The organism is Rickettsia sp. MEAM1 (Bemisia tabaci) (assembly GCF_002285905.1).
Lineage (GTDB): Bacteria > Pseudomonadota > Alphaproteobacteria > Rickettsiales > Rickettsiaceae > Rickettsia.
The window spans coordinates 547,905-569,415 of record NZ_CP016305.1; the positions used below are offsets into that span (position 1 = coordinate 547,905).

Genomic DNA, 21,511 nt, shown 5'->3' on the forward strand with positions numbered 1-21,511 from the left:
TTTCCTACGATTGCAACAAAACTTCGCTCCTCGCAATGATGATTTGGAAGCCATTTAATATCCCTATAATAATAAAACTGTCCAGTATTATACTCGCAATGGCGTCCCTTAATTCACTATATTTTTTTCCATCTGTTATGAAACCAGAACCATTGGCTAGGATTTTGCTTAACCCAATCTCCTAAAATTTGGTTAATATTAAGCATGATATTATAGCAATCTGTTTTACTATCGCCTGTTTGCTCCCAGGTTAAATTTGGATGGATTATTAACTTAAAATAACTACCTTTAGTCCTAACAATTTGACATGGCACAATCGGATATCCATACTGTAAAGCTATTTTAGCAATAGCGTTAGCAGTCATGGCAGGATAACCTAAAAAAGTTACTTCGATGCCATCATTCATTTTCTGATCAACAAGCATAGCAATAGATTCACGCTCTTTAATTGCTCTAACTAAAGCTCTGCTACCATCTGGTCCTTTAGGAATAAGTCTTAGCTTAGAACTAGCACGACTCTCATTAATCAGTTTATTAACATAAGGATTATTAGCTTTACGATAAATTACAGCAAATTTAGGATAAATTTTATGAATAATTTTAACAGCAATATCCCAATTAGCAAAATGACCAGTAAAAAACAAAAAAGGCTGCCCTTTCAGCTTTTTAATATTTTCCAAACCTATTATCTCAATCCGGCGTTCTAGCTCTAACTCATCCATTTCATTAATATAAGCAAACTCGCCTATGAACCTACCGAAATTATCCCAAGTCTGGTCTATAGTTTTTTCTACATCAAACGCATCACCGAAGACAGCTTTAATATTTCGTCTGGCAATTTTATTAACAGCAAATAATATACCAATTTTGCGAGCTATAAAGCTGCAAATATCCGCTGCTTTATCTATACCAAATATGCCAATTATCTTCAAAAAAATAACAACCACAGCATACTCAATTAGATATCTAATCTTTTTTAAAAATTTTTTCATAAAGTAAATTAGGATTATTAATAGATAACTTCACATCTAAGCATACAATAATATCACTCGAATCACCAATCTTAACATAATCTTTTCTCGTAGTGATAAGAGTAGCATTATTTATTTTAGCAAGTAGATATAAATTTTCTAAATCTGCTTGTAAATAATTGTAATGATCAGGAAATATTTTATACCCTACTATATTCAAACCATGATTTTTTAAGGTAAGGAAGAAACGTTCAGGATTACCTATACCGCTAAAAGCAAAATAATTTTTATTTTTGTCTATATCGCTTGAAGCTACTATTTGTGCTTGTATTAACTTATTTGCATAAGAAGCTAAGCTAACTGGTATTTCATCAGAATTATTACCTACTAAAAAAATTAAATCAGCAACACTTAAAGCTCTATTTGGATATTCTCTTAATGGACCTGCAGGAATTAAAAATCCATTCCCGAAAAGCCTTTGTCTATCTACAGAAACTATAGTGATATCTTTATGAAAATAAGGATTTTGTAGGAAGTCATCAACTATTATTATACTTGGCTTAAGTTCACGAATCAGAGGTAAAATTTGCTTAATATTTTTAGTAGCAATAACTGTGCCGTGCTTTACAAGTATTACAGACTCATCCCCTACTTCTAGAGTGCTATGCTCTGCTTTTACGATAGTTGCTTCTTTAAGGTTACTACCATAAGCTTTAGTGACTATAACAAAATCTATATTTTGGGTCTTCAGTAAATTAGCTAGATACATAACTATCTGCGTTTTACCAGTACCGCCTACGCTGCAATTACCGACACAAATAACTTTAGCAGGTAATATAACGGGACGTGCAAAAACATGCCGCAAAAATCTTAGAAATTGATATATCCAACTTATAGGGAATAATATATAAGCTATAATATTCCGCTTTTGCCAAAATTTAGGATATAGAAGTTTAATCATACTAAAAAATTATGTTTCTTCGTATCATTATACACTTCTTTTAAAATTATTTTAAATAAAAAAACCCCCTTTTTTCAAAGAGGACTTTTTCTAAAAAATATATTAAGACGATGTAGCCAATTTTTGAAGTTGTATCTACGTATACCGCAGATACTTTAAGAGTTGGAAGTCAAATAAGTGGTGAGCCTGCGGAGCGTACAAATAGTACGTGGCGAATCCCGAAATTTGGCTTTCAAATCTTGAAGTATCAAAGGTATACTAGAAGTTTAGGCGGACTTTAAGAGTACCTTGGTGCGAAATAAACTTTTTTGCAATGTTTAAATCGTAACCGATTCCGTATTCCATTTTAGTATCTGGTCTTATTGTTCCACTTAAACCTAGATTGTAAGTTGTTCTGGCTGTTTTATCTGATGGAGTAATATATGGATTTACTTGTCCTTCTAACTGATATTGTGTTTTAGATAATCTACCACCTATTTTCTGAATCACAAAAGCGTGAGCTTCTGGATATACTATAAGATCGGCTAGATTCATGGTGTAACCCATTAATTTAGCACCGCCTATGAAATCAGTTCTATCGCTAAACTTACTATAAACTTGTCTGTTTGCAAATGTTGTACCGCTTTCTTTATAGCTTTCATCTGATGATTTTAAGTAACTAAGACCTGCCATTGGAGTGACTAATAAACCATCCATTAAACTAGCGTCATAACCTACCATAAAATTACCACCAAATGTCATATTGCTATAATTAGCAGAAGCAATTTGTGTATTTCTATTTCCGTTCTTATCGAATACATAACGCTGGCTTCTATTCTTTACCTGGTTCACGCTGAATATTGCATTACCATGGATGAAGAAGTTAGCAACAAGTTGCTGAGCACCATATAGAGAGAATGATAAGCTATCAATAGTGGTTTTGTCACCTCTTTTATAATTTTGGTGTTTTACATCAGTTTTAGCAAGACCAATAGCAGCACCTATCATTAAATTATCATTAGCTAGAGTATCTAAACCGATTACAGTACCAACAGTTCTAGCTTTGTAACCTGCTACACCACCTTTCTCGCTTTGATGCGTATCTACATATAAAGGTTTAAACCATACACCATAAGCTACATTGTCAATAGGTTCATCACCCGCAGCGACACCACCTTCACTTGATGCCATTTTATCACTTTCAGGAGTACAAAGATATCTAAGCTCATCTAATCTATAACCAATTAAACCCTGCTCTTCTTTCGCTACATTTATGTTTATATTATTAACAGATGTACTTGTATCGGTAAGAGTAGCAGCAAACGACGTAGCTGCATCATTAGTATTCTGTGCTAAAAGGATATTGTTATATGCTTGTTCAGCATTACCAGTATTATTTGTATTTAAGAATGTTACAAGGTTATGACGTATAACTGGATTACCATTACCACTAATATCATTATTAAGTATATTTTCTATATTATCGATATCAATGGTACGTGTTACTAATGTTTCATTATTATCGATTAAACCATAAATTACATAACGATTAGTTCCAACTACGTTAGGATCAATGTCATCATTAACAGCACTAATCTTACCTTGGATTAAAGTATAGGCTCTTGTACCGATAAAGTCTATACTCGCATTATCTTGTACCTTAATGGTTTTCAATCCTGCAACCTTAACTTCTGCTGCACCACTGATAACGATATTACCCATAACTTCATCTGATGTCAAAGTAGTAGAAATAGTCGTATCATTTCCCCATGTCGAAGTACCGTCTGTAAATCCTAAAACATTTACACCAAGACTAATTTCACCGTTAACATTTACGATACCATTTATAGCTACATCAGCACTACCTGAAACTTGTAATGCTGCTAAAGCGTTATCAGGATTAGGATTACCTTTTAACGCTACAAGAATACCCTTAGTATTAACAAATTGTAATGTACCTGTATCACCCGCAGCATTACCTTGGATAGAATCTGCAATATAATCATTGGCAATTTGTAAGGTAGAATTACCACCGATTGTAGTAGTACCATTAGAAATAACATCATCTGTGAATTTTACAGTAGTATTATTAGTTAATGTTATACTGTTAAATTTATTAGCATCCGTACCAACAGTACCGCTTACTATACTTGTTCCGCCACCATTAAAGTTAAATGAACCAGTGTTAACACCTGCAGTAGTAATTTCAGTAGCATATAAGTTAACACCTTGACCAACGTTAAGATATAGTATCTGTATTAGTACCAGCTGGAGCAGCAAAATTAATTTCTGCAAGTGGATTATCTGCACTACCCAAATTCGTACCAGCTACAAGATTTGTATTGTCAGCAACTACAGGTCTAAATATTATTGTACCTTGACCGCTAGCATTTGTAGTTTTGGTTATTAAATAGTTATTGTAAGCGAATAATGCTATTCCGTCATTTCCAAAAATTAAGTTATCAATAGCAGCATTACCAGCATTAAAATCAGTTGCAGATGAACCAATATTGAACTGTCCAAGTCTTACAGATGTTGAATAATTACCGATATCACCCTTAATAACTAAACCTTGCCCACTTTCTAAACCACTTGCATCTATAGAACCTTGCTGATCATTAGTTACAACTATATTACTATTAATTTCTATATCAGCTGCACTAGTTAGAGTTAATTGCTCATTAGCTCTAAAAGTTATAGCACTGCCATTAGCTAATAATTGAATATTATTACCGCCAAATGTTAAGTTATTACTATTTAAATCAATAGCTTTAAGATTCGTAATATTACCATTAAGAGTTACACCTTTTGCATTAAGGGTAATAGTACCATTAACACCTCCACTACTAATAAAAGTAACATCTGAAGTAAAGCCATCAGTTTCAATTGACACATTAGAATTTGTATTGGAAAAATTTATATTTAATAAACCAACATAACTACCAACTTCACCAGCAACAGCAAAATTTCCAGCAGTAACACCATTAGGTCCTAAAATAAGATTAGAGGCTTCATTCATCATCATGATAGTTAATTGCTTACTACCTACAACCCCTGCAACTCCAACAGTATTACCAGCAGTAGCAGTTCCTATTTGTAAAATGGAGTTAATACCATTATTATTGATAGTTACAGTATTATTAACGTTACCTATTATCGTGTTGCCTGTTGCACTATATAAAAGGGAATCACCATTCCCAACAGCAACAGCAGGAAGCCAATCTGTTCCAGTACCAAAACTTGCTGTTGGAACATTAACAGTTTTTTGAACACCAGCACCCATAGCGGAACTTGAGACAGCTGCGATAAAAGCTGCAGTAGAAATTGTTTTTATTAATCTTTTTAGAAAATTTGGTTTTTGAGCCATGATTTTTTCCCATTTCTTAAGTTAAAATCTAGTATTTGGAATTAAACAAAAAAGCTTATTTTCTAACGTAAAAAAAACTAAAAATTGTTAGGAAATTCCTCTAAACTACCTGATCAACTAGTATTATAGGTAATAATCAATTACAAAGAAGCGTTATATTTTATTAATAAAGTTTTAACTAATGTAATATTTTTATCACGAAATTTAACTTAATAAATTATTAAGTTTTATTGTTGTTAATAAAACTTTCAGGGGTCAAATTTATGATATTTTTGTGATTTTGGAGATGGGAAAAAGTTATTGCGAGAAAAATGATAACGATATATACCGCTAATGAATAAATTAAATTCGTATTCTAGATGGGAACCGCTTTCCATCTAGAATACTCATTATTACAAACTTCTTTCAAAAGGAGTATGTTAATACTAACTTTTGAAAGAAAAGAAGTATATATCTATTCTTGGCTAAATATTAATAACTTAGCCTCACTTTCCCATTTCAGCATTTCATCATATCTAGTATGCCAAACACGCATAATTTCTTTTTCATATTCTATAATTTGCTCTTCTAGACCTTTAAAGCTTTCTACCATTTGTCTAGCTCTATATAATATTTTATCATTAGCAATATCAAAAACTTTTTTTAAATGCTTATCTTGTTCAGCTTTATAATTTAGATGGGCTGCTCTACCAAGTTCGGCATCTCTATCCATTTCTTCGCTTCTTATTTGTATTTCAAATTTACGTTTAGAATATTGAAGCTGCATTATACTATGAATAGATTGATAACCATTATTTTTCGGTCTACAAATATAATCTTTGGTATGCAATAATGATAGATGCGGGGAATCCTTTATTATATCTAGAGTATTATAGCATTGATCCTTAGACTTAACAATAATTCTACATGCAATTAAATCTTTCAATTCATGAACCGCTACCTCTTTTCTTTTCATTTTTTTAAGAACAGAGTAAGGTTCTTTAAGACGCATAAATATCTTGTTCTCTATGTCGGCTTTATGCAAGTCCTCTTTAATTATATTAATTATATCGTAAATCAAGCACTTTTCTCCCACTTACTAAATAAATATACAAAAGAATTTCTTAACTTTAATTATTAGTAAATAGCTTATAATGCTTTCAAACTAAAGTTATAAGGCTATCATACCTAAATATTAAGAAAACTAATAAAATTAATTCTTTAACTAAAAATTTAAAAAAAATTAATATTAAAAACAAGTTTTTTCAATATATTGTTTAATTAAATTTAACTTAAGTTAATAAAATAGTTTCCTTAAAGCAACTTATACATGTTAGTTTAGTAGTAAATTAGCGAATTTATTTATAGATATTTTAGACACACTATCTAATACTTCAACCATATTTTCTAACTTACCAGTACATTCTAAAACTATATCTACTCCTGCTTCTAAAGCTTTTTTAGCAATATCTTTCATGTCGCCATTTAATGCTTTCATTTCTATTGCATTGGAAATAATAAGACCTTTATAGCCGATTTCATTTCTAATATATTTAATAACTTTTGGTGATAATGTAGCAGGATTATTAGCATCGATAGACTTGTAAACTATATGTGCCGTCATGGCAAGTTTAATTTTATTAAAAGTAGCTAACTCTTTAAATACTTTAAAATCTGTTTCATTTAACTCTTCTATGCTAGCGTTTACTTGTGGCAATTCTTTATGGCTGTCAGCTTTAGCTCTACCATGCCCTGGCATATGTTTTATACAACCTTTTACCTTTTCTTGCTGTAAACCTTCTAAAGCTGCTATACATAAAGGCACAACTATTTCAGGCTCTGCACCAAAACTTCTATTACCTATAACATCATGAGCTCCTTTATGGCTTATATCGCCTACCGGTGCAAAATCTAAATTAATACCAAGTGCTTTAAGTTCTTTACCTATATTACTGTAATTTTGTTTACATTTTTCTATTGCAATTTCTAATCCTTGATCTTTTGCTAAATCACCAAAATCTTTAGCAGGAGGTGCATTATAGAAAGTTGGTTTTGTAAGCCTTTGTACCCTACCACCCTCTTGATCTATAGCAATAATAGAATTTTCCCCTAATATTTCTTTTATATCAGTGATAAGCTGAGCAAGGGCTTCTTTATTTTGCTTTCCTTTTTCATCTGTTTTGATATTTCGTGCAAATAAAGCTATCCCTAGCGGACTATGCTCATGTAACAATGCTTTTTCTTTATCAGTTAATTTAGTATCTGATATGCCTATAATTACAGGTTTTACAGCTTTCTCTAAAGTCATAGTTGCTTAGAATATAATATTAAATTTATAATACAATACACACGATCTAAAATCATCGGCAAGGATTTTTTTATTTGGAGGGATAAATTATTGAAATTAATAAGCAGTATATCTATATTATCATTAATATTAACATTTGGAAAGGAACTAGAAATATTTTGATCAATGTTTAAGTGCTTTTGAAATAATTCAAAATCATTCGCAGTGTAATATTTTCTATTTTTTATTTTGTAATTAGATAAGCCTAAAATTTTTGTTTCTAAATACCTTAATTGGTATAAAGCAATGTTTAAAAGCTTGGTTATTTCGCTAGCTGAATAATATTTTTTTTAGTCATTTTCATTAATCAAAGCTTTTAACTTAGCAGAGGGGACAAAACGTAATATATTTTTCGGCTCTATAGTGATTTGAGATTTTGTATGAAAATTTATTCCAGGACGAGAATTTTTATGCTTAACTTCAAAACTACCAAAGTTCTTTAAAGTTAATTTCTGCTCTTTTGCGATCTCTAAAATATTAGAAAAAACTGCATTAACTATCTCTTCGCATAAGCTTTTTGAAAAGCCTAATTTAGCGTTTAGCATAAAAGCAATTTTTTCTTTAGTAATAGTCATAGCATACGAATCAATTATATGAGTGTAATTAACTTATAGCATGCTTAACTTATTAAAGTCAAATATATGTAATTAGCCGGTTTTTATGCCATTCCTGCGTAGAGATTATTTCTCGCTGTCACCCCGTGGCTTGGGAACTAGGTCCAACTAGAAATAAATTACTTATGATTTTGCTTTTTCTTCGTTGTGTTCGTTAATATTTTTATTTAACGCATCTAATTTATCAATAATAGCTTGATGCATTTGTTCTTGTTGTTTAGTACCAGCTTTTTTATATTCTTCGATTTTTTCATTAGCATCATCTAAAGCTTTTTATAGCTCTTTACCTTTTTCATCTTTTATTTCTGCAATAGCTTGTGACATTTGATTATAAGTATCACTTAAAGTTTGATTAAACTTTTCGCTACCATTTTTTGCTAAATCTTTTAAATTTTCTTTTAGCTTTTCTAATTTTTGAGCAATTGTTTTTGTTTGTTCCTGAGCTACTTCTTGTGCTTGTATTTCACTTTTTGTAGCATCATCAGCAAAAGCATTAGGGGTTACTAATAATGTAGCAGCAGTTGCAAATGTTACTAAAATTTTTTTTCATGATATTCTCCGATCATTAATGTTATTGTTTATATTATATCATTCAAATTTCTTACTATTTTTTTGAAAATAGTTAATAAAAATTAAACCTAGATATTTTGTATTTACATAATAAATAATCCGATAAAAAAAGCAATATGATAAAAAATAATTTTAAAAACGCATATTTTAATATAAGATGATTAACTAAGTTAAGTCCTCTGAACTTAATAATTAAACATGGAAATTTTATGACATTAGAAATAGGGAAAAAAGCTCATGATTTCTCTTTACATATAGGGAAAGAGAAAGTAATTAAACTATCTGATTTAAAAGGCAAATTTGTGGTACTATATTTTTACCCAAAAGATGACACACCGGGATGTACTTTAGAGGCACAAGATTTCAATAAGTTAAAACCAGAATTTGATAAGCTTAATGCAGTAATTATCGGGGTTTCAAAAGATAAACTCGACTCTCATGATAAGTTTAAAGAAAAATATTGCTTAGAATTTGATTTAGCTTCAGATGCAAATTCAAATTTATGCGAACAATATGGGGTATGGGTAGAGAAATCAATGTTTGGTAAAAAATATATGGGCATAGATAGAGCCACTTTCTTACTTGATAAGGAAAGTATTGTTAGGCATATTTGGCGTTCTGTCAATGCTAAAGGACATGCTCAGGAAGTATTAGACAAACTAAAATCATTGCAATAAACTAGGATTAGTTAAGTTGGACCCCGTGAATAAATCACGGGGTAACATTATAATTAATCAATTTCACTTACTTACCCCCGCGGTTCGTCTAAATGATTTTTTTCATAATTTTCATGCCGCATTTGTGCTTCAATACATAATGTAGCTATTGGTCGTGCTTCTAACCTTTTTATACCTATCGGATCACCTGTTTCTTCACAATAACCATATTCACCCTCTTCAATACGCTTTAATGCTTGCTCTATTTTTTCGCATAACTTACGATATCTGTCTCTAGTACGAAGTTCGAAAGCAGTTTCTGTTTCAGTAGTAGCACGATCATTAGGGTCTGATTCATTCCAATTTTCTTCTTTTAGATGATTTAAAGTTTCTTGAGATTCACTTAGTAAAGAATTTTTCCACTTTAAAAGTTTTTGTCTAAAATATTCTAAGTGATTTTTACACATATATTCTTCGTCTTTAGACGGCTTATATTCTTCAGGCAATGTAGTAATTTTAAACATATTCATAAATCTCAATATTATCTATTTAGTACCTATACTTATAAGGTTTTAAATTAAAATAATATATAACTTAAAATTAACGCAAGAAGATTGTTAATATTAAATAATATTTTATTTTTTGATTGGATGTGCGGTAACATATGCCGTTTCTAAATGCTTTATACTTGTTTTTGTATAGCTTTGTGTAGTTGATAAACTTTTATACAGCTCCTGAATAGAGCGTAAATCTGCCCCATTTTCTAGTAAATGCGAGGCAAAACTATGCCTAAATGAATGAGCACTTAAATGCTCAGGTAAACCATAAAACCGTTTCAACTTAATTAACTCACGGTTAAATACAGTAGGTTGCAATTTCTTACCTTGCTTCCCTCTAAATATTGGTTCATCATCTTTTAATTCATATGGTAATTTTTCTAAATATTCTGTGATCAAATTTCTAGCAATAGCAAGCCAAGGAATTATTCTCTCTTTATTCCCTTTACCCATTATTTTTATAAATTCTAAATTTTGTAAATGAAGCTTTGTAATCCATAAGGCTTCAGATATTCGTAAACCTGAAGCATATATAAGAACAAGTAATGCTTTATTTCTAATTTCTATCCACTGACTATTTCCATATTCTTCAATATGATCAAGTGATATATTTACCTCTTCTTCAGATAAGGCTTTTGGCAGTAGTTTACTTTTTTTGGGAGATTTAATAGAAAAAACTACATGATTATGTAATTCAGCCGTCTTTTCTAAAAATTTATAAAAATTCTTTATGGCAGATAAACCACGAGCAATTGATGAAGTAACAAAATTATCATATTTTCTTTTAGCAAGCCAACTTCGCATCAATCTTATATCTGCTGCCCTAATATAATCCATTGTGACGATATCCGAATTATAATAATTCATGAACTCAAGAAAATGTTTAAGATCATTATTATAGGAAATCATGGTATGATTAGAGTAATTTTTTTGCAAGCTGAGGTATTTTTGCCACTTAATTATTAATTCTTGTGTTTGTGTATCTAACATTTATAAAGCTTAACTAATTTTAATATTAACTTACCATCTAACAATTATTGACGCGTAATTTTATAAATGTTAGCATGGACTAATGGGTTAAGGGTTCTTAACAAACCCACAAAACACACAGTCACTTATATTTTACAAAGTTTAATTTATTTTTAGGAGAAAAATAATGTTAAATAATACACAATTTTTAGATTTTATGAAATCTTATATGAATCCTGAACTTTATATGAGTTCTTTAAAAAATATGCCTAATATAGATTTTTCATCTACCACCGGAACAATGCAAAGAGCTTTAAATATTTTAGTAACAACAAATCAAATAGCTACTGAAAGCATGCAAAATTTGCTTAAGAAAAACTCCGAAATGATACAACATAATGTTAATACCATTTTGAATTCTACTAAAGAAGCAATGGGTACTAATGATTTTAAGCAAGCTAGCGATTGTCACCAAAAATGTTTTAAATCTATTTATGAAACATCTATGAATAATGCTAAAGAGATTGCAAATATTGCCTATGAATCTTCAGCAAAAATATTAGAAGCAGTAAACAAAAATATTTCTGAAAATGTTCATCAAGCTTCTTCTAACATGCAGAATATGGCACAGCAAGCACAAAAAAACGTATTTAATAAAAAGCCTGCTTAGGGAGAGTGTCATGGCGGAGGACACAAAATTGAAACCGGAATTGCTTTACTAAAAGCTGGATATGCACCTATATTATTTATTACCGGCATTGAAACTTCCGATCAGCTAAAAAATCTACTAAAAGAAAATAACGTTCTAGAACAGCAAGTGATACTTGCTCCAAATAAAATAATGTCGGAAGACGATTATATTAAGAAAGCTTCAGATTTTATTTTAAAGTATAATATTACTTCTGTGCGTTTAGTAGCTTATAATTACGATATACCCTCTATAGTGAACAACCTTACAACAGCTATCTCATCTTCTAATAATAATATTTATATAGCTCTATATCCTGTTATTGCCAAACAACAAAACTATATGACTTTAATTAAACACTACAATAATTATTTATTAAGTTTATAAATCACTTATCTACTCTTTATTAGATATATACTTATAATAGAAAATTTTATATATAATGCTTTCCTATTAGTTACAAGATAATATTAATGCCTGATAAAATAGAATTAGAAAAAATACTTAAACCACATTTAAATCCTGAATTAGGAGTAAATATTATGGGAAGTTTAGCACGCCGCTGGGAACAAGATGGAAGAAAAAAAGAGAAAATTACTCTAGCTAAAAAGATGAAAAAAGAAATTATTGCTTTAGAAGCGATTATAAAAATAACGAAGTTACCTAAAGAAGAGATTGAAAAGCTAAAATAATTAATTAGATATCAAATGTTATGCCGTGGCTCGACCACGGCGTCCAGTAGTTTAAATTAAAAAGGCATTTTAAAACCTGGTGGCAAACTCATACCGCTTAAAGCACCTGACATAGAATTTTGTGAATCTGCATCACATTTCTGTTTTGCATCATTAAAGGCGACTTTAATTAAATCCTCCAACATCTCTTTTTCTTCTGCTTTTAGCAGGGATGCATCTATTGAAACCTTTTCAACTTCACCTTTGCCTGTTGCTATAATTTCTACAAGCCCACCTCCTGCTTTACCAGTATATCTAGTATTTGCCATTTGCTCTTGTGCTTCTTGCATTTTTTTCTGCATTGTTTGAGCTTGTTTTAAAAATTGATTAAAGTTTACCATAATTTTATCCTTTAATTTTTAAGTAGAATATCCATAATTTTTGCATCAGGAAAATGTTTTTTTATTAAACTAAAACCATCACCTGACTCAATTTTATCTGTTAATTGACTTTTTAGAGTCGTTTGTTGCTGCTCTTTCAATATTATAATTTCGATTTTTTCATTACTAAAAGTAAACAATAAATTTTCTATTTGTTTCTTTATTTTGCTTGTTATCTCAGAACTCACAATTTCTAATTTATTATCATAAAAATTTTTAAGTTCTATACTGTTCAATAAAAAATAATATATTTCTATCTCATTATTTTCATAAAGATACTTAAGAAAATCTACAATTTCAAATTTTTTTTTTATTTCTTCAGTAGATGGCTGTTTTAAATCTCTATTATCACTCGGTGAATCATCCAATGGTAACGAGACTGAATATATTGATTTTATAATCAACATTTCAGTTTCAATAAGTTGATTATAGAAAATTTTGATTTCCGCTACCCCTTTACTATATATTTGCCATAAAATTGATAAATGCGGGAAACTAATTTTACTCAAAATATTCTTAATTCTATCATTAAACGACTCGTATAATGGCATGCTATAGCTAGGCAACATTTTCACCTTATTAAGATAAGCTATAAATTCTGATACTGATTCTATAAATGTTTCAAGGTTAACTGAAGAAGAATAAAGCTTATTTATTAAAGCAATACTATTTGCGATATCTCTATTAACTATATACTCACTAAATTCTAGTATAACATTATTGTCGACAAGCCCAAGCATCTGATTAATCGCTTGTCTTGTAATCATACTATCAGATTTAGCGGATAAACTAGCTGCCTGATCTAGAATAGATACCGCATCACGAGCAGAACCATCTGATTTATAAGCTATTACTCTTAAAGCTTCTATATCTGTTTTAAGACTTTCTTCTTTAACTATATACTCAAGTAGCTTAAAAATTTCTTCAAAGCTAAGACGTTTTAAATCATATCTTTGACATCTTGAAATAATCGTTGCTGGGATTTTCTGCACTTCGGTTGTTGCAAAAATAAATATCACATGTGGAGGCGGCTCTTCTAAAGTCTTAAGAAGTGCATTAAAAGCACCTTTAGAAAGCATATGCACTTCATCAATAATAAATATTTTATACTTTCCTTGCAGCGGCTTATACTCAGCTGACTCTATAATTCTGCGTATATCATCAACGCTAGTTTTACTTGCCGCATCGATTTCAATTATGTCAGAGTGGTTATGGTTGTTGAAACTAACGCAATTTACACATTGCTCACACGTCTTAATATCATTACCTTGAGTAATTAAAGCAGAGCAGTTTACCGCTTTAGCAATAATACGAGCGGATGTAGTTTTACCGACTCCCCTAATACCTGTTAAAAGATACCCACCAGCTAGGCGATTATTCAGGATAGTATAACTTAAGACTTTTACAAGTACCTCTTGCCCATGCAGCTCAGCAAAGCTACTTGGACGATATTTCCTAGCAAAAGGGATATATTGATTATTTGAATTTATATCGGTCACGATTTAAATTTTGAAGAATGATTTAATTTGTCTTGCTTTATACTGGACTCCTGTTTTTACCACGTTGTTACATTGATCACTTATATGTCATTCCCGCGTAGGCGGGAATGACATCAAGATTATTTTAAGAGTGAATAGCAGAGCGTACAAATAGTACGTGAGCATATGAACTCTTAAGTAAAATAAAAGAGCGACTTTAAAAATACAAAAAGTGCTAGTTAATTCAGACCCATTTGATGACAGGCGTGAGGGTAGAGCCTATAATAATAGGCGAGTCGACGAACAACGAAGCAGCAAGTGGGTATCAATTAACTAGAATGCTAGTAGTGACCCAGCGAATCCTACTCTGGCTGCTTCCTCTCGGACCTGACCAACTAAATAAGCACGATGCCCACTACTAGTATAATTACTATAACCTTTTTAGCTAGAAGAAACAACATATTTTTTTTCTATTTCTGATTTTGTTAACCTATTAGGTGGACCAAATATTTCAGGATTTTTTAACTTAAATAAATCTTCATCAAATTTTTGTACTTTGACTATATTATCAAATTTAATGGTTACTACATTAGTATCCTCAAATATTTTAAGCAACTCAATTTGTTTATTAGCTTTATTTAAAGTAATTTCACTATGTCGTTCTGTTACTTTATGATAAATATTAATCCTTGAGAACTCTTTTTCATTAACAAATGATTCAACTACAAAATCTTTGTCGAAATTTTCATTATCCTCAAGTAAAAAATTAAATATATTTTCATCCCTAGCAATACGGCTTATTTGTTCCATATCATAATCATACATTGATACAAAATTTTTAGTACCTACTATAATTATAGGGAAAGGAGGGTAATAATTACATCTGAAGTTATAAGGCTTACTGATCAATAATTTTCCTTGAGATATATTACCTTTAGAATCTTCTTGTGTAAAATCTACCGCAATCGATTTCATTGTACGCAGATATGTTTTTAATTCTAAAATTGCCGCTTTATCATCTGCTCCAAACGCCGCAATCGAATTTATGGAAAGATAAATGATAATTAAAGAAAATATTTTATTCATTTTCATTGTTTTATATTTTAAATTATGTTTAAAATACCTTAGTTGTATACTTAAAACAAATAGTATTTATGAAAATTGTTGCCTTAAAAGAAAAAGTAAAGCACGAAACTCGAGTTGCTATAACGCCTGAAGTAGCTAGCCTTTTGGTTAAAAAAGGCTTTGCCGTTACTGTCGAGAAAGATATAGGGGCTTATGCTGGCTTTCTTGATGAAGAATATATAGCAGTAGGTGCTAAAATATCTTCAGTACCACTCGAAATTATTTCTGATGCTGATATTATATTAAAGGTTCAACCATCGCCTGTTAGCGATAAATATAGCGAGCTTGAATTTGCAAAAAAAGGAGCTGTTATTATCGGGCTTCTATCGCCTTATTTGAATCACGAATATATCAAAGCAGCAGCTAAAAAAATCTGACTAGCTTTGCTATGGAGCTAGTGCCAAGAATTACTAAAGCTCAAAATATAGATGCTCTATCTTCGCAAAGTAATTTAGTAGGATATAGGGCAGTAATTGAAGCGAGCTATCATTATACCAAAGCTTTTCCAATGATGATGACGGCAGCAGGCACCGTTTCACCTTGTAAAACTCTAATACTTGGTATTGGTGTTGCAGGACTACAAGCAATTGCAACAGCAAAAAGACTTGGTAGCGTCGTTGCAGGATATGACGTAAGATCGGCAACAAAGGAACAAGTAGAGAGCTTAGGGGCTAAATTTGTTTCGCCAGAACTGCAAGAGGATCTACAAGATAAATCAGGCTATGCTGGGGAAAGCTCTGAAAGCTATAAAGCTAAACAAGAGGAATTTTTAGCAAAAATCATCAAAAACTATGATATAGTTATTACTACTGCACAAATTCCTGGAAAGAAAGCACCTTTGCTTGTTACAGACAAAATGCTAAAATCAATGAAGCATGGATCGATTATTGTTGATATAGCAACCGCAACGGGTGGAAATGTTGAAGGCTCGGAACTCGATAAAATCATTACTAAACATGGCGTTACTATAATAGGTTTATCAAATCTTGCTGCTAAAATTGCAACTGATAGCTCAAAATTATATTCTAAGAATTTATATAATTTTTTAAATTATGCACTCCAAGACGGCAAACTTAATATAGATGATGAGTTAGTGAAGTCTATGTTGGTTACTAAGGATGGCAAAATTGTAAATGAGAAATATACTCGATGAACTTGAAAAATTGGCTACGTCGTCTTATAAGATCTGTGGTGCTCACGTACTAAAGTGTACGCTCCGCTCCTCGCCTTATAGACTCCTTGCTCTTTTCCAAGTTGATCTTCGTATATCTCACCACATACTTAATACATAACACAACTAAAAGAAAAAATATGAATCAATTACTAATAATAGCTAAGCAAGCTAGTGAAATTGCTCAAAATACCCAAGAACTATCAGATAAATTAAAAGATTTAGTGATAGATGGCAGCTCGCAAGTTGCAGCTTCTACTATTGATCCTTTAGTGTTTGCTATAACAGTTTTTGTACTAGCTTCTTTTGTAGGCTATTATGTAGTATGGAAAGTAACTCCAGCATTACACACTCCACTTATGTCAATCACTAACGCTATTTCAGGTATTATAGTGCTAAGCTCTATGATAGCAGCAAGTAGTAGTGCTTTTGGTTTCTCTGGCTTGCTAGGGATTTTTGCAACGCTGCTTGCATCTATCAATATCTTTGGCGGATTCATAGTCACAAAAAGAATGCTAGAGATGTTTAAAAAGAAGTAAGCTTTACTGCAAAAGCTCACTAGAATAATGTGGTTATATTGTTTAATAAAAATCTTCCTTATAGTTTAGATAAAAGTACATTAATTACAAAATGAAAATTTTCAATTTCTGACTTATCACGAGAAGAGAAGATAGAGCCTATAAATGGTTGCGCGTTCGGCGTTGCATTAGCCCATAATATTCTACCGCTTTTTGCTTCTATTATTGCTACAGACATGAATATAGTATCTGCCTCACTTGCTGGACAACCAAAAGTACTCATTAAAAAGTCACGAGTACGAGCCCCATTAGTCTTAATCATCTGAGAATAACTAAACAACCCTCAGCTATAAGCTGAGGGGTTATAAAGTGGAATCGATTAGAAATCGATCATCATTCACAGGTTCACCTTCCTGTTCATCAATATAGTGCTGTATCATTTCATCAGTTATATTACCTGAACTGACTGCCATATAGCCCCTAGCCCACAAATGATTGCCCCAAAATTGTTTTCGTAAATGAGTAAATTCTTGCAATAAAATTCTTGAGCTAATGCCTTTTAAATACTGTACTAACTTGCTAAGAGATATTTGCGGCTTATATGAGATAAACATATGTACGTGATCACATGATATTTTCCCTGAAATTATATGTACTTCATGTTCCATACAAATCTGCCTCAGTAAATCTCTAGTCCTTTCCGATACTTTGCCTATCAATATTCTCTTCCTATATTTTGGTATCCATATAAGATGCACTTTTAAATCATACTGACTATGACTATTCTTTCTATAACTTCTCATATTTCTTGATATAAATTCATTGCTAAAGCAATTTCATTATATCTTCCCTTCGCCTAAAGGCGAGGGATTTTTGATCCCCGAAGGGGGACATTAATTAGGACAAATAAATCACTTCCTGTTTTTTCCCCTAACACTATAGCAGGTTTACCGATATTTTGAGTAATTGAGAATGCTTGTCCTTCCTCTAAAAATAAAGATGGATATAATTCTTCACATGCATTATTATAAGAACGAACAACATGAGCTACTATATCATCAAGCTTTTGACTTCTAATATCCTTTTTATATAATAATTTCGCTCTTAAGCCGCTTTTCTGAATTGCTAGCAAAGTTTCTTGCTTAAGTAGTTCTTCTAAATGGTCTTCATAGTCATATTTACGTTCTTTGCGATTGCTTACATCTAGAGTATATACTTCAATCTGCAGTGGTAAAATCAATATTTCTTTATGAGCAAGCATTGTCTTGTTATATCCGCTAATATGGCGTACTGAAGTCATGTTTGTACACCCGACAGTAATAAAAGCTAAAAAGCAACATAGTGTTATTTTTCTTATATCATAATACTACCTATTAGCTGGTATTATGCGTGTACGTTTGTCAGAGAAAATAACATATACTTTTTGTCCTTCTCTTATCACTATGTCTGTACCTCGGACTACTGTGATTAAGCCGCTTGTAACTGCTGAGGATATCACATTACGCATTGCAGTGCTGCCTTCATAATAATTACTTTTTATTTTAGAAGTATCAACTTTGATTAGATATTCATACCCTTTACTTTCACCAAGCTTATCTTGCAATATAGTTCCAACAACGGCTCCTGCAATCGCACCTCCAACTATTGCGGCTGTAGTTCCGCCTCCTTGTCCTACTGTACTACCAAGTACGCCACCTGCAATACCTCCAGCTGCCATACCTCCAGCGTTATCTGATAAACGCTCTGATTCTTTTACTTTTATAGGACGTACTGATACTACTTCACCTTCTAATGTTAGGCTCAATGTTGAATCACTACTATATACATTTGAAGATAAGTCACGTGCACAACCACTGATAAAGGTAGCTAAGATAATAAAAATTATAGATTTATGAAAAATTTTACTCACAATGTTTAAATCTCAAGTTTGAAAAGTTATTAAAATAATAGCTATATTGTTACTTTCGTCAAGATATATTATTTATTACTAAATAACACAGTCATAGAATAAGCTAGTACGCTGAAAATGCAAATATATAAAATAGGAAATAGGGTAAAATTATATTCTTTTATTACTAATAGACATATATAATTAGCAGTCCCAGACATTAGCATCGAGCCTACAGTATGCCCAAAACTTATGACACGATAACGTTCTCTAACTGCAAAAGATTTAATAACTACACTATGAGCGAGAGCATTAAACGGAGCAACTGAAGCAGCTAGCATTAAGCTAGCAAAAAGCCCTAAATTGGTCATTTGATACTGCACTGCTATCGTAAAAATTATACTTGCTATAATGGTAGATATGAGGGCAGTTTTTAATACTATATTAACACGACTACGATCGGCAATAAATCCGGCGATTGGCATAAAAACAGCAAAGCATAATACTACTAATACCGAAAAAGAACTCATTATAACGCCGGTTGCAGGCAGCACAAGCGGTAAATATTGCTTCATGAAAATGATTGCAATTTGATATGTTGCTCCAAAGCCTCCTGCTAAAAATATGAGAGGCAAAATATTCTTCCATTGCTTTCTAATCAAAACATTAAATTTTTGAATAGAATTATTACCACCAGCCTTTTTAAATTCAGGTGTCTCATCAAATTTCTGACGATAATAAAGAGTTACAAGCCCTAATGGTACGCTTAATAAAAATGGAATACGCCAACTCCAATCAGGAAAAATATGTGCATTAAAAAAGTTAGTTACCCCAATTCCTGATAATAATCCAATAACTCCCGTACATCTAGTGATAGCTGAAGCTGTAAATTGGTATTTTGGACCTAAATGTTCAATAACGTAAATTGCAGCACCATCATACTCACCTGCAATAAATATACCTTGCATAAAACGACATAAAACAAGGATTGTCGTACTCCAAACTCCAAGGGTAGAGTAGTCAGGTAATAACCCTATTATTAAGGTAGGGATTATAATGCCGATAATCGTAAAACTAAGAGCTTTTTTTCTGCCATATTTATCACCTATACGTCCAAATATATAAGCTCCAAGAGGCTTTGACAGATATGCAACAGCATATACAGCAAAAACATTTACAAGTTTTGTTAATTGATCCGTAGCAGGAGAAAAGAATTTTTCAGCAATAATTGCAGCAGAAAATCCATATAGGCTATAGTCGTAATATTCAATGATGGTACCTAAAAAAGCACCAAGCACTTTATTAGCAGATTTTTTTTGTTTCATTTTAGAGGTGTATACTTTTTTCTTTTAAAAGTAATATTTCATACTCCTAAAAGAAGATTATAATGTAGGTAGACGAAGTTTTATTTGGAAAAGAGCAAGGCACTTTGAAGCTTATAACCGCAGCGTATATATAATACGTGAGGATTATAAGCAAAAAGTAACGCCGCCAATTTTTCAAATAAAACGAGTATACATGACCGCTTTAGTCGTTACTTAAAATCCTTCAAAGACCTTTATGTAAAGGTGGACTTCATATATCTAAACTTAAATGAGTATTAGACAGGGACGATGTCCTAAAGTTAGTGGTAGTCCTAGGCTAATATTAAGCTCACGAACCAAGCAGCCAAACGTTAATATATCACTTTTCCATCTTGCGTGCAAGGTTTTCTAGATAACCTGCTATAGTGGATAAGGTTTCTGCAAATTTTTCTTCGTCTTGGGAATTTTTTTGAAGACTATTGGTCTCAATCTTATTAGCGAGATGTGTTATTTCAGATTGAGCATTAAGTAGGGCTATAACAAGCAACAAATCAAATGATGCAGTAGGATTTACTGCTTTGATTTCGCTTATTTTTTCATTTAATGTCCCCCTTCGGGGATCAAAAATCCCTCGCCTTTAGGCGAAGGGAAGATATAATGAAATTGCTTTAGCAATGAATTTATATCAAGAAATATGAGAAGTTATAGAAAGAATAGTCATAGTCAGTATGATTTAAAAGTGCATCTTATATGGATACCAAAATATAGGAAGAGAATATTGATAGGCAAAGTATCGGAAAGGACTAGAGATTTACTGAGGCAGATTTGTATGGAACATGAAGTACATATAATTTCAGGGAAAATATCATGTGATCACGTACATATGTTTATCTCATATAAGCCGCAAATATCTCTTAGCAAGTTAGTACAGTATTTAAAAGGCATTAGCTCAAGAATTTTATTGCAAGAATTTACTCATTTACGAAAACAATTTTGGGGCAATCATTTGTGGGCTAGGGGCTATATGGCAGTCAGTTCAGGTAATATAACTGATGAAATGATACAGCACTATATTGATGAACAGGAAGGTGAACCTGTGAATGATGATCGATTTCTAATCGATTCCACTTTATAACCCCTCAGCTTATAGCTGAGGGTTGTTTAGTTTATTTGCTAAAAATAATAATTTTTTCTCTTCACCACTATTACAATATAATTGAAAGTTTTTATTATTTAATGTTATCGTAACAATTGCCAT

Annotated in this window: 23 protein-coding genes, 1 other RNA gene and 6 pseudogenes; 8 read left to right on the top strand and 22 right to left on the bottom strand. The window is 31.5% G+C overall.

Features of this window, described 5'->3' with window-relative positions; genetic code table 11:
• Positions 1 to 116 precede the first annotated feature (116 nt).
• Positions 117 to 992 carry a lauroyl acyltransferase gene (locus tag BA173_RS02875; RefSeq protein ID WP_016948607.1) on the bottom strand — a complete coding sequence of 292 codons (876 nt, stop codon included), beginning with the start codon at positions 990 to 992 and terminating at the stop codon, positions 117 to 119.
• Positions 967 to 1,932, bottom strand: a complete 966-nt coding sequence (gene lpxK / locus BA173_RS02880) for a tetraacyldisaccharide 4'-kinase (RefSeq protein ID WP_016948606.1) — start codon at positions 1,930 to 1,932, stop codon at positions 967 to 969. The genes BA173_RS02875 and lpxK overlap by 26 nt, the downstream gene beginning before the upstream one ends.
• A gap of 137 nt (positions 1,933 to 2,069) precedes the next feature.
• On the opposite strand from lpxK, the pseudogene BA173_RS08970 reads away from it, so the two are divergent.
• Positions 2,070 to 2,191 (top strand): annotated as a pseudogene (locus tag BA173_RS08970) (diaminopimelate epimerase); the annotation flags it as partial.
• Here BA173_RS08970 and BA173_RS02885 read toward each other — a convergent pair.
• The 7 genes and pseudogenes from BA173_RS02885 to BA173_RS08410 form a co-directional block, all read right to left on the bottom strand.
• Positions 2,191 to 4,221 (bottom strand): autotransporter outer membrane beta-barrel domain-containing protein, encoded by a 2,031-nt coding sequence (locus BA173_RS02885; RefSeq protein WP_410528019.1) that lies wholly within the window; start codon positions 4,219 to 4,221, stop codon positions 2,191 to 2,193. The pseudogene BA173_RS08970 and the gene BA173_RS02885 overlap by 1 nt on opposite strands.
• Complete coding sequence (locus BA173_RS08400; protein ID WP_232505969.1) at positions 4,151 to 5,278, bottom strand: hypothetical protein; 1,128 nt, start codon at positions 5,276 to 5,278, stop codon at positions 4,151 to 4,153. Before BA173_RS08400 ends, BA173_RS02885 begins: the two co-directional genes overlap by 71 nt.
• 454 nt (positions 5,279 to 5,732) lie before the next feature.
• A complete protein-coding gene (locus BA173_RS02890; protein WP_068041347.1) occupies positions 5,733 to 6,338 on the bottom strand; it encodes a guanosine polyphosphate pyrophosphohydrolase in 606 nt (201 codons plus the stop codon).
• Positions 6,339 to 6,590: 252 nt separating this feature from the next.
• Positions 6,591 to 7,565: a beta-N-acetylhexosaminidase gene (gene nagZ / locus BA173_RS02895; RefSeq protein ID WP_016948416.1), complete on the bottom strand. Its 975-nt coding sequence runs from the start codon at positions 7,563 to 7,565 to the stop codon at positions 6,591 to 6,593.
• Positions 7,562 to 7,870, bottom strand: coding sequence for a hypothetical protein (locus BA173_RS08405; protein WP_083198523.1), 309 nt, complete (start codon positions 7,868 to 7,870; stop codon positions 7,562 to 7,564). Before BA173_RS08405 ends, nagZ begins: the two co-directional genes overlap by 4 nt.
• 24 nt (positions 7,871 to 7,894) lie before the next feature.
• Positions 7,895 to 8,179 carry an HU family DNA-binding protein gene (locus tag BA173_RS02905; protein WP_068041348.1) on the bottom strand — a complete coding sequence of 95 codons (285 nt, stop codon included), beginning with the start codon at positions 8,177 to 8,179 and terminating at the stop codon, positions 7,895 to 7,897.
• Positions 8,180 to 8,341: 162 nt separating this feature from the next.
• A pseudogene (locus tag BA173_RS08410) lies at positions 8,342 to 8,758 on the bottom strand (hypothetical protein).
• A 239-nt stretch (positions 8,759 to 8,997) separates the two neighbouring features.
• On the opposite strand from BA173_RS08410, the gene bcp reads away from it, so the two are divergent.
• The gene (gene bcp / locus BA173_RS02915) at positions 8,998 to 9,465 is read left to right on the top strand and encodes a thioredoxin-dependent thiol peroxidase (protein ID WP_016948417.1); all 468 of its coding nucleotides are present in this window, start codon (positions 8,998 to 9,000) and stop codon (positions 9,463 to 9,465) included.
• 71 nt (positions 9,466 to 9,536) lie between these two features.
• Here bcp and dksA read toward each other — a convergent pair whose 3' ends face one another.
• Positions 9,537 to 9,968, bottom strand: coding sequence for an RNA polymerase-binding protein DksA (gene dksA / locus BA173_RS02920; protein WP_068041360.1), 432 nt, complete (start codon positions 9,966 to 9,968; stop codon positions 9,537 to 9,539).
• A gap of 111 nt (positions 9,969 to 10,079) precedes the next feature.
• Positions 10,080 to 10,991: a tyrosine recombinase XerC gene (locus BA173_RS02925; protein WP_068041349.1), complete on the bottom strand. Its 912-nt coding sequence runs from the start codon at positions 10,989 to 10,991 to the stop codon at positions 10,080 to 10,082.
• Positions 10,992 to 11,157: 166 nt separating this feature from the next.
• Between BA173_RS02925 and BA173_RS02930 the strand changes: the two genes are divergently transcribed.
• The 3 genes and pseudogenes from BA173_RS02930 to BA173_RS02940 all read left to right on the top strand — a co-directional run bounded on the left by BA173_RS02930 (position 11,158) and on the right by BA173_RS02940 (position 12,350).
• Entirely contained in the window at positions 11,158 to 11,640 is a 483-nt protein-coding gene (locus tag BA173_RS02930) for a phasin family protein (RefSeq protein WP_068041350.1), read from the top strand.
• A gap of 15 nt (positions 11,641 to 11,655) precedes the next feature.
• A pseudogene (locus tag BA173_RS02935) lies at positions 11,656 to 12,045 on the top strand (YdcF family protein); the annotation flags it as partial.
• Positions 12,046 to 12,131: 86 nt separating this feature from the next.
• On the top strand, positions 12,132 to 12,350 hold the full coding sequence (locus tag BA173_RS02940; protein WP_016948419.1) for a hypothetical protein: 219 nt from the start codon (positions 12,132 to 12,134) through the stop codon (positions 12,348 to 12,350).
• A 56-nt stretch (positions 12,351 to 12,406) separates the two neighbouring features.
• Here BA173_RS02940 and BA173_RS02945 read toward each other — a convergent pair whose 3' ends face one another.
• The 4 genes from BA173_RS02945 to BA173_RS02960 all read right to left on the bottom strand — a co-directional run bounded on the left by BA173_RS02945 (position 12,407) and on the right by BA173_RS02960 (position 15,333).
• Positions 12,407 to 12,730, bottom strand: a complete 324-nt coding sequence (locus BA173_RS02945; protein ID WP_016948420.1) for a YbaB/EbfC family nucleoid-associated protein — start codon at positions 12,728 to 12,730, stop codon at positions 12,407 to 12,409.
• 11 nt (positions 12,731 to 12,741) lie between these two features.
• Complete coding sequence (gene dnaX / locus BA173_RS02950) at positions 12,742 to 14,268, bottom strand: DNA polymerase III subunit gamma/tau (RefSeq protein ID WP_016948421.1); 1,527 nt, start codon at positions 14,266 to 14,268, stop codon at positions 12,742 to 12,744.
• Positions 14,269 to 14,582: 314 nt separating this feature from the next.
• Positions 14,583 to 14,672, bottom strand: an RNA gene (gene ffs, locus BA173_RS02955) — signal recognition particle sRNA small type.
• 16 nt (positions 14,673 to 14,688) lie between these two features.
• The gene (locus BA173_RS02960; RefSeq protein WP_068041354.1) at positions 14,689 to 15,333 is read right to left on the bottom strand and encodes an outer-membrane lipoprotein carrier protein LolA; all 645 of its coding nucleotides are present in this window, start codon (positions 15,331 to 15,333) and stop codon (positions 14,689 to 14,691) included.
• A 68-nt stretch (positions 15,334 to 15,401) separates the two neighbouring features.
• On the opposite strand from BA173_RS02960, the pseudogene BA173_RS02965 reads away from it, so the two are divergent.
• Together BA173_RS02965 and BA173_RS02975 are read left to right on the top strand one after the other, a co-directional pair.
• Positions 15,402 to 16,525 (top strand): annotated as a pseudogene (locus BA173_RS02965) (NAD(P) transhydrogenase subunit alpha).
• A gap of 158 nt (positions 16,526 to 16,683) precedes the next feature.
• On the top strand, positions 16,684 to 17,082 hold the full coding sequence (locus tag BA173_RS02975) for an NAD(P) transhydrogenase subunit alpha (RefSeq protein ID WP_016948424.1): 399 nt from the start codon (positions 16,684 to 16,686) through the stop codon (positions 17,080 to 17,082).
• 58 nt (positions 17,083 to 17,140) lie between these two features.
• On the opposite strand, the gene BA173_RS02980 is transcribed toward BA173_RS02975, so the two are convergent.
• The 6 genes and pseudogenes from BA173_RS02980 to BA173_RS03005 form a co-directional block, all read right to left on the bottom strand.
• Positions 17,141 to 17,401: a hypothetical protein gene (locus tag BA173_RS02980; RefSeq protein WP_232505970.1), complete on the bottom strand. Its 261-nt coding sequence runs from the start codon at positions 17,399 to 17,401 to the stop codon at positions 17,141 to 17,143.
• Positions 17,402 to 17,423: 22 nt separating this feature from the next.
• Positions 17,424 to 17,864, bottom strand: a complete 441-nt coding sequence (gene tnpA, locus BA173_RS02985) for an IS200/IS605 family transposase (RefSeq protein WP_095568239.1) — start codon at positions 17,862 to 17,864, stop codon at positions 17,424 to 17,426.
• 53 nt (positions 17,865 to 17,917) lie between these two features.
• On the bottom strand, positions 17,918 to 18,361 hold the full coding sequence (locus tag BA173_RS08420) for a hypothetical protein (RefSeq protein WP_016947731.1): 444 nt from the start codon (positions 18,359 to 18,361) through the stop codon (positions 17,918 to 17,920).
• 66 nt (positions 18,362 to 18,427) lie between these two features.
• Positions 18,428 to 18,970, bottom strand: a complete 543-nt coding sequence (locus BA173_RS02995) for a hypothetical protein (RefSeq protein WP_016947730.1) — start codon at positions 18,968 to 18,970, stop codon at positions 18,428 to 18,430.
• A gap of 68 nt (positions 18,971 to 19,038) precedes the next feature.
• The gene (locus tag BA173_RS03000) at positions 19,039 to 20,274 is read right to left on the bottom strand and encodes an MFS transporter (RefSeq protein WP_016947729.1); all 1,236 of its coding nucleotides are present in this window, start codon (positions 20,272 to 20,274) and stop codon (positions 19,039 to 19,041) included.
• 358 nt (positions 20,275 to 20,632) lie between these two features.
• A pseudogene (locus tag BA173_RS03005) lies at positions 20,633 to 20,857 on the bottom strand (cell division protein ZapA); the annotation flags it as partial.
• Positions 20,858 to 20,947: 90 nt separating this feature from the next.
• On the opposite strand from BA173_RS03005, the gene tnpA (BA173_RS03010) reads away from it, so the two are divergent.
• Positions 20,948 to 21,388 carry an IS200/IS605 family transposase gene (gene tnpA / locus BA173_RS03010; protein ID WP_095568239.1) on the top strand — a complete coding sequence of 147 codons (441 nt, stop codon included), beginning with the start codon at positions 20,948 to 20,950 and terminating at the stop codon, positions 21,386 to 21,388.
• A gap of 21 nt (positions 21,389 to 21,409) precedes the next feature.
• Here tnpA (BA173_RS03010) and BA173_RS03015 read toward each other — a convergent pair.
• A pseudogene (locus BA173_RS03015) lies at positions 21,410 to 21,511 on the bottom strand (cell division protein ZapA); the annotation flags it as partial.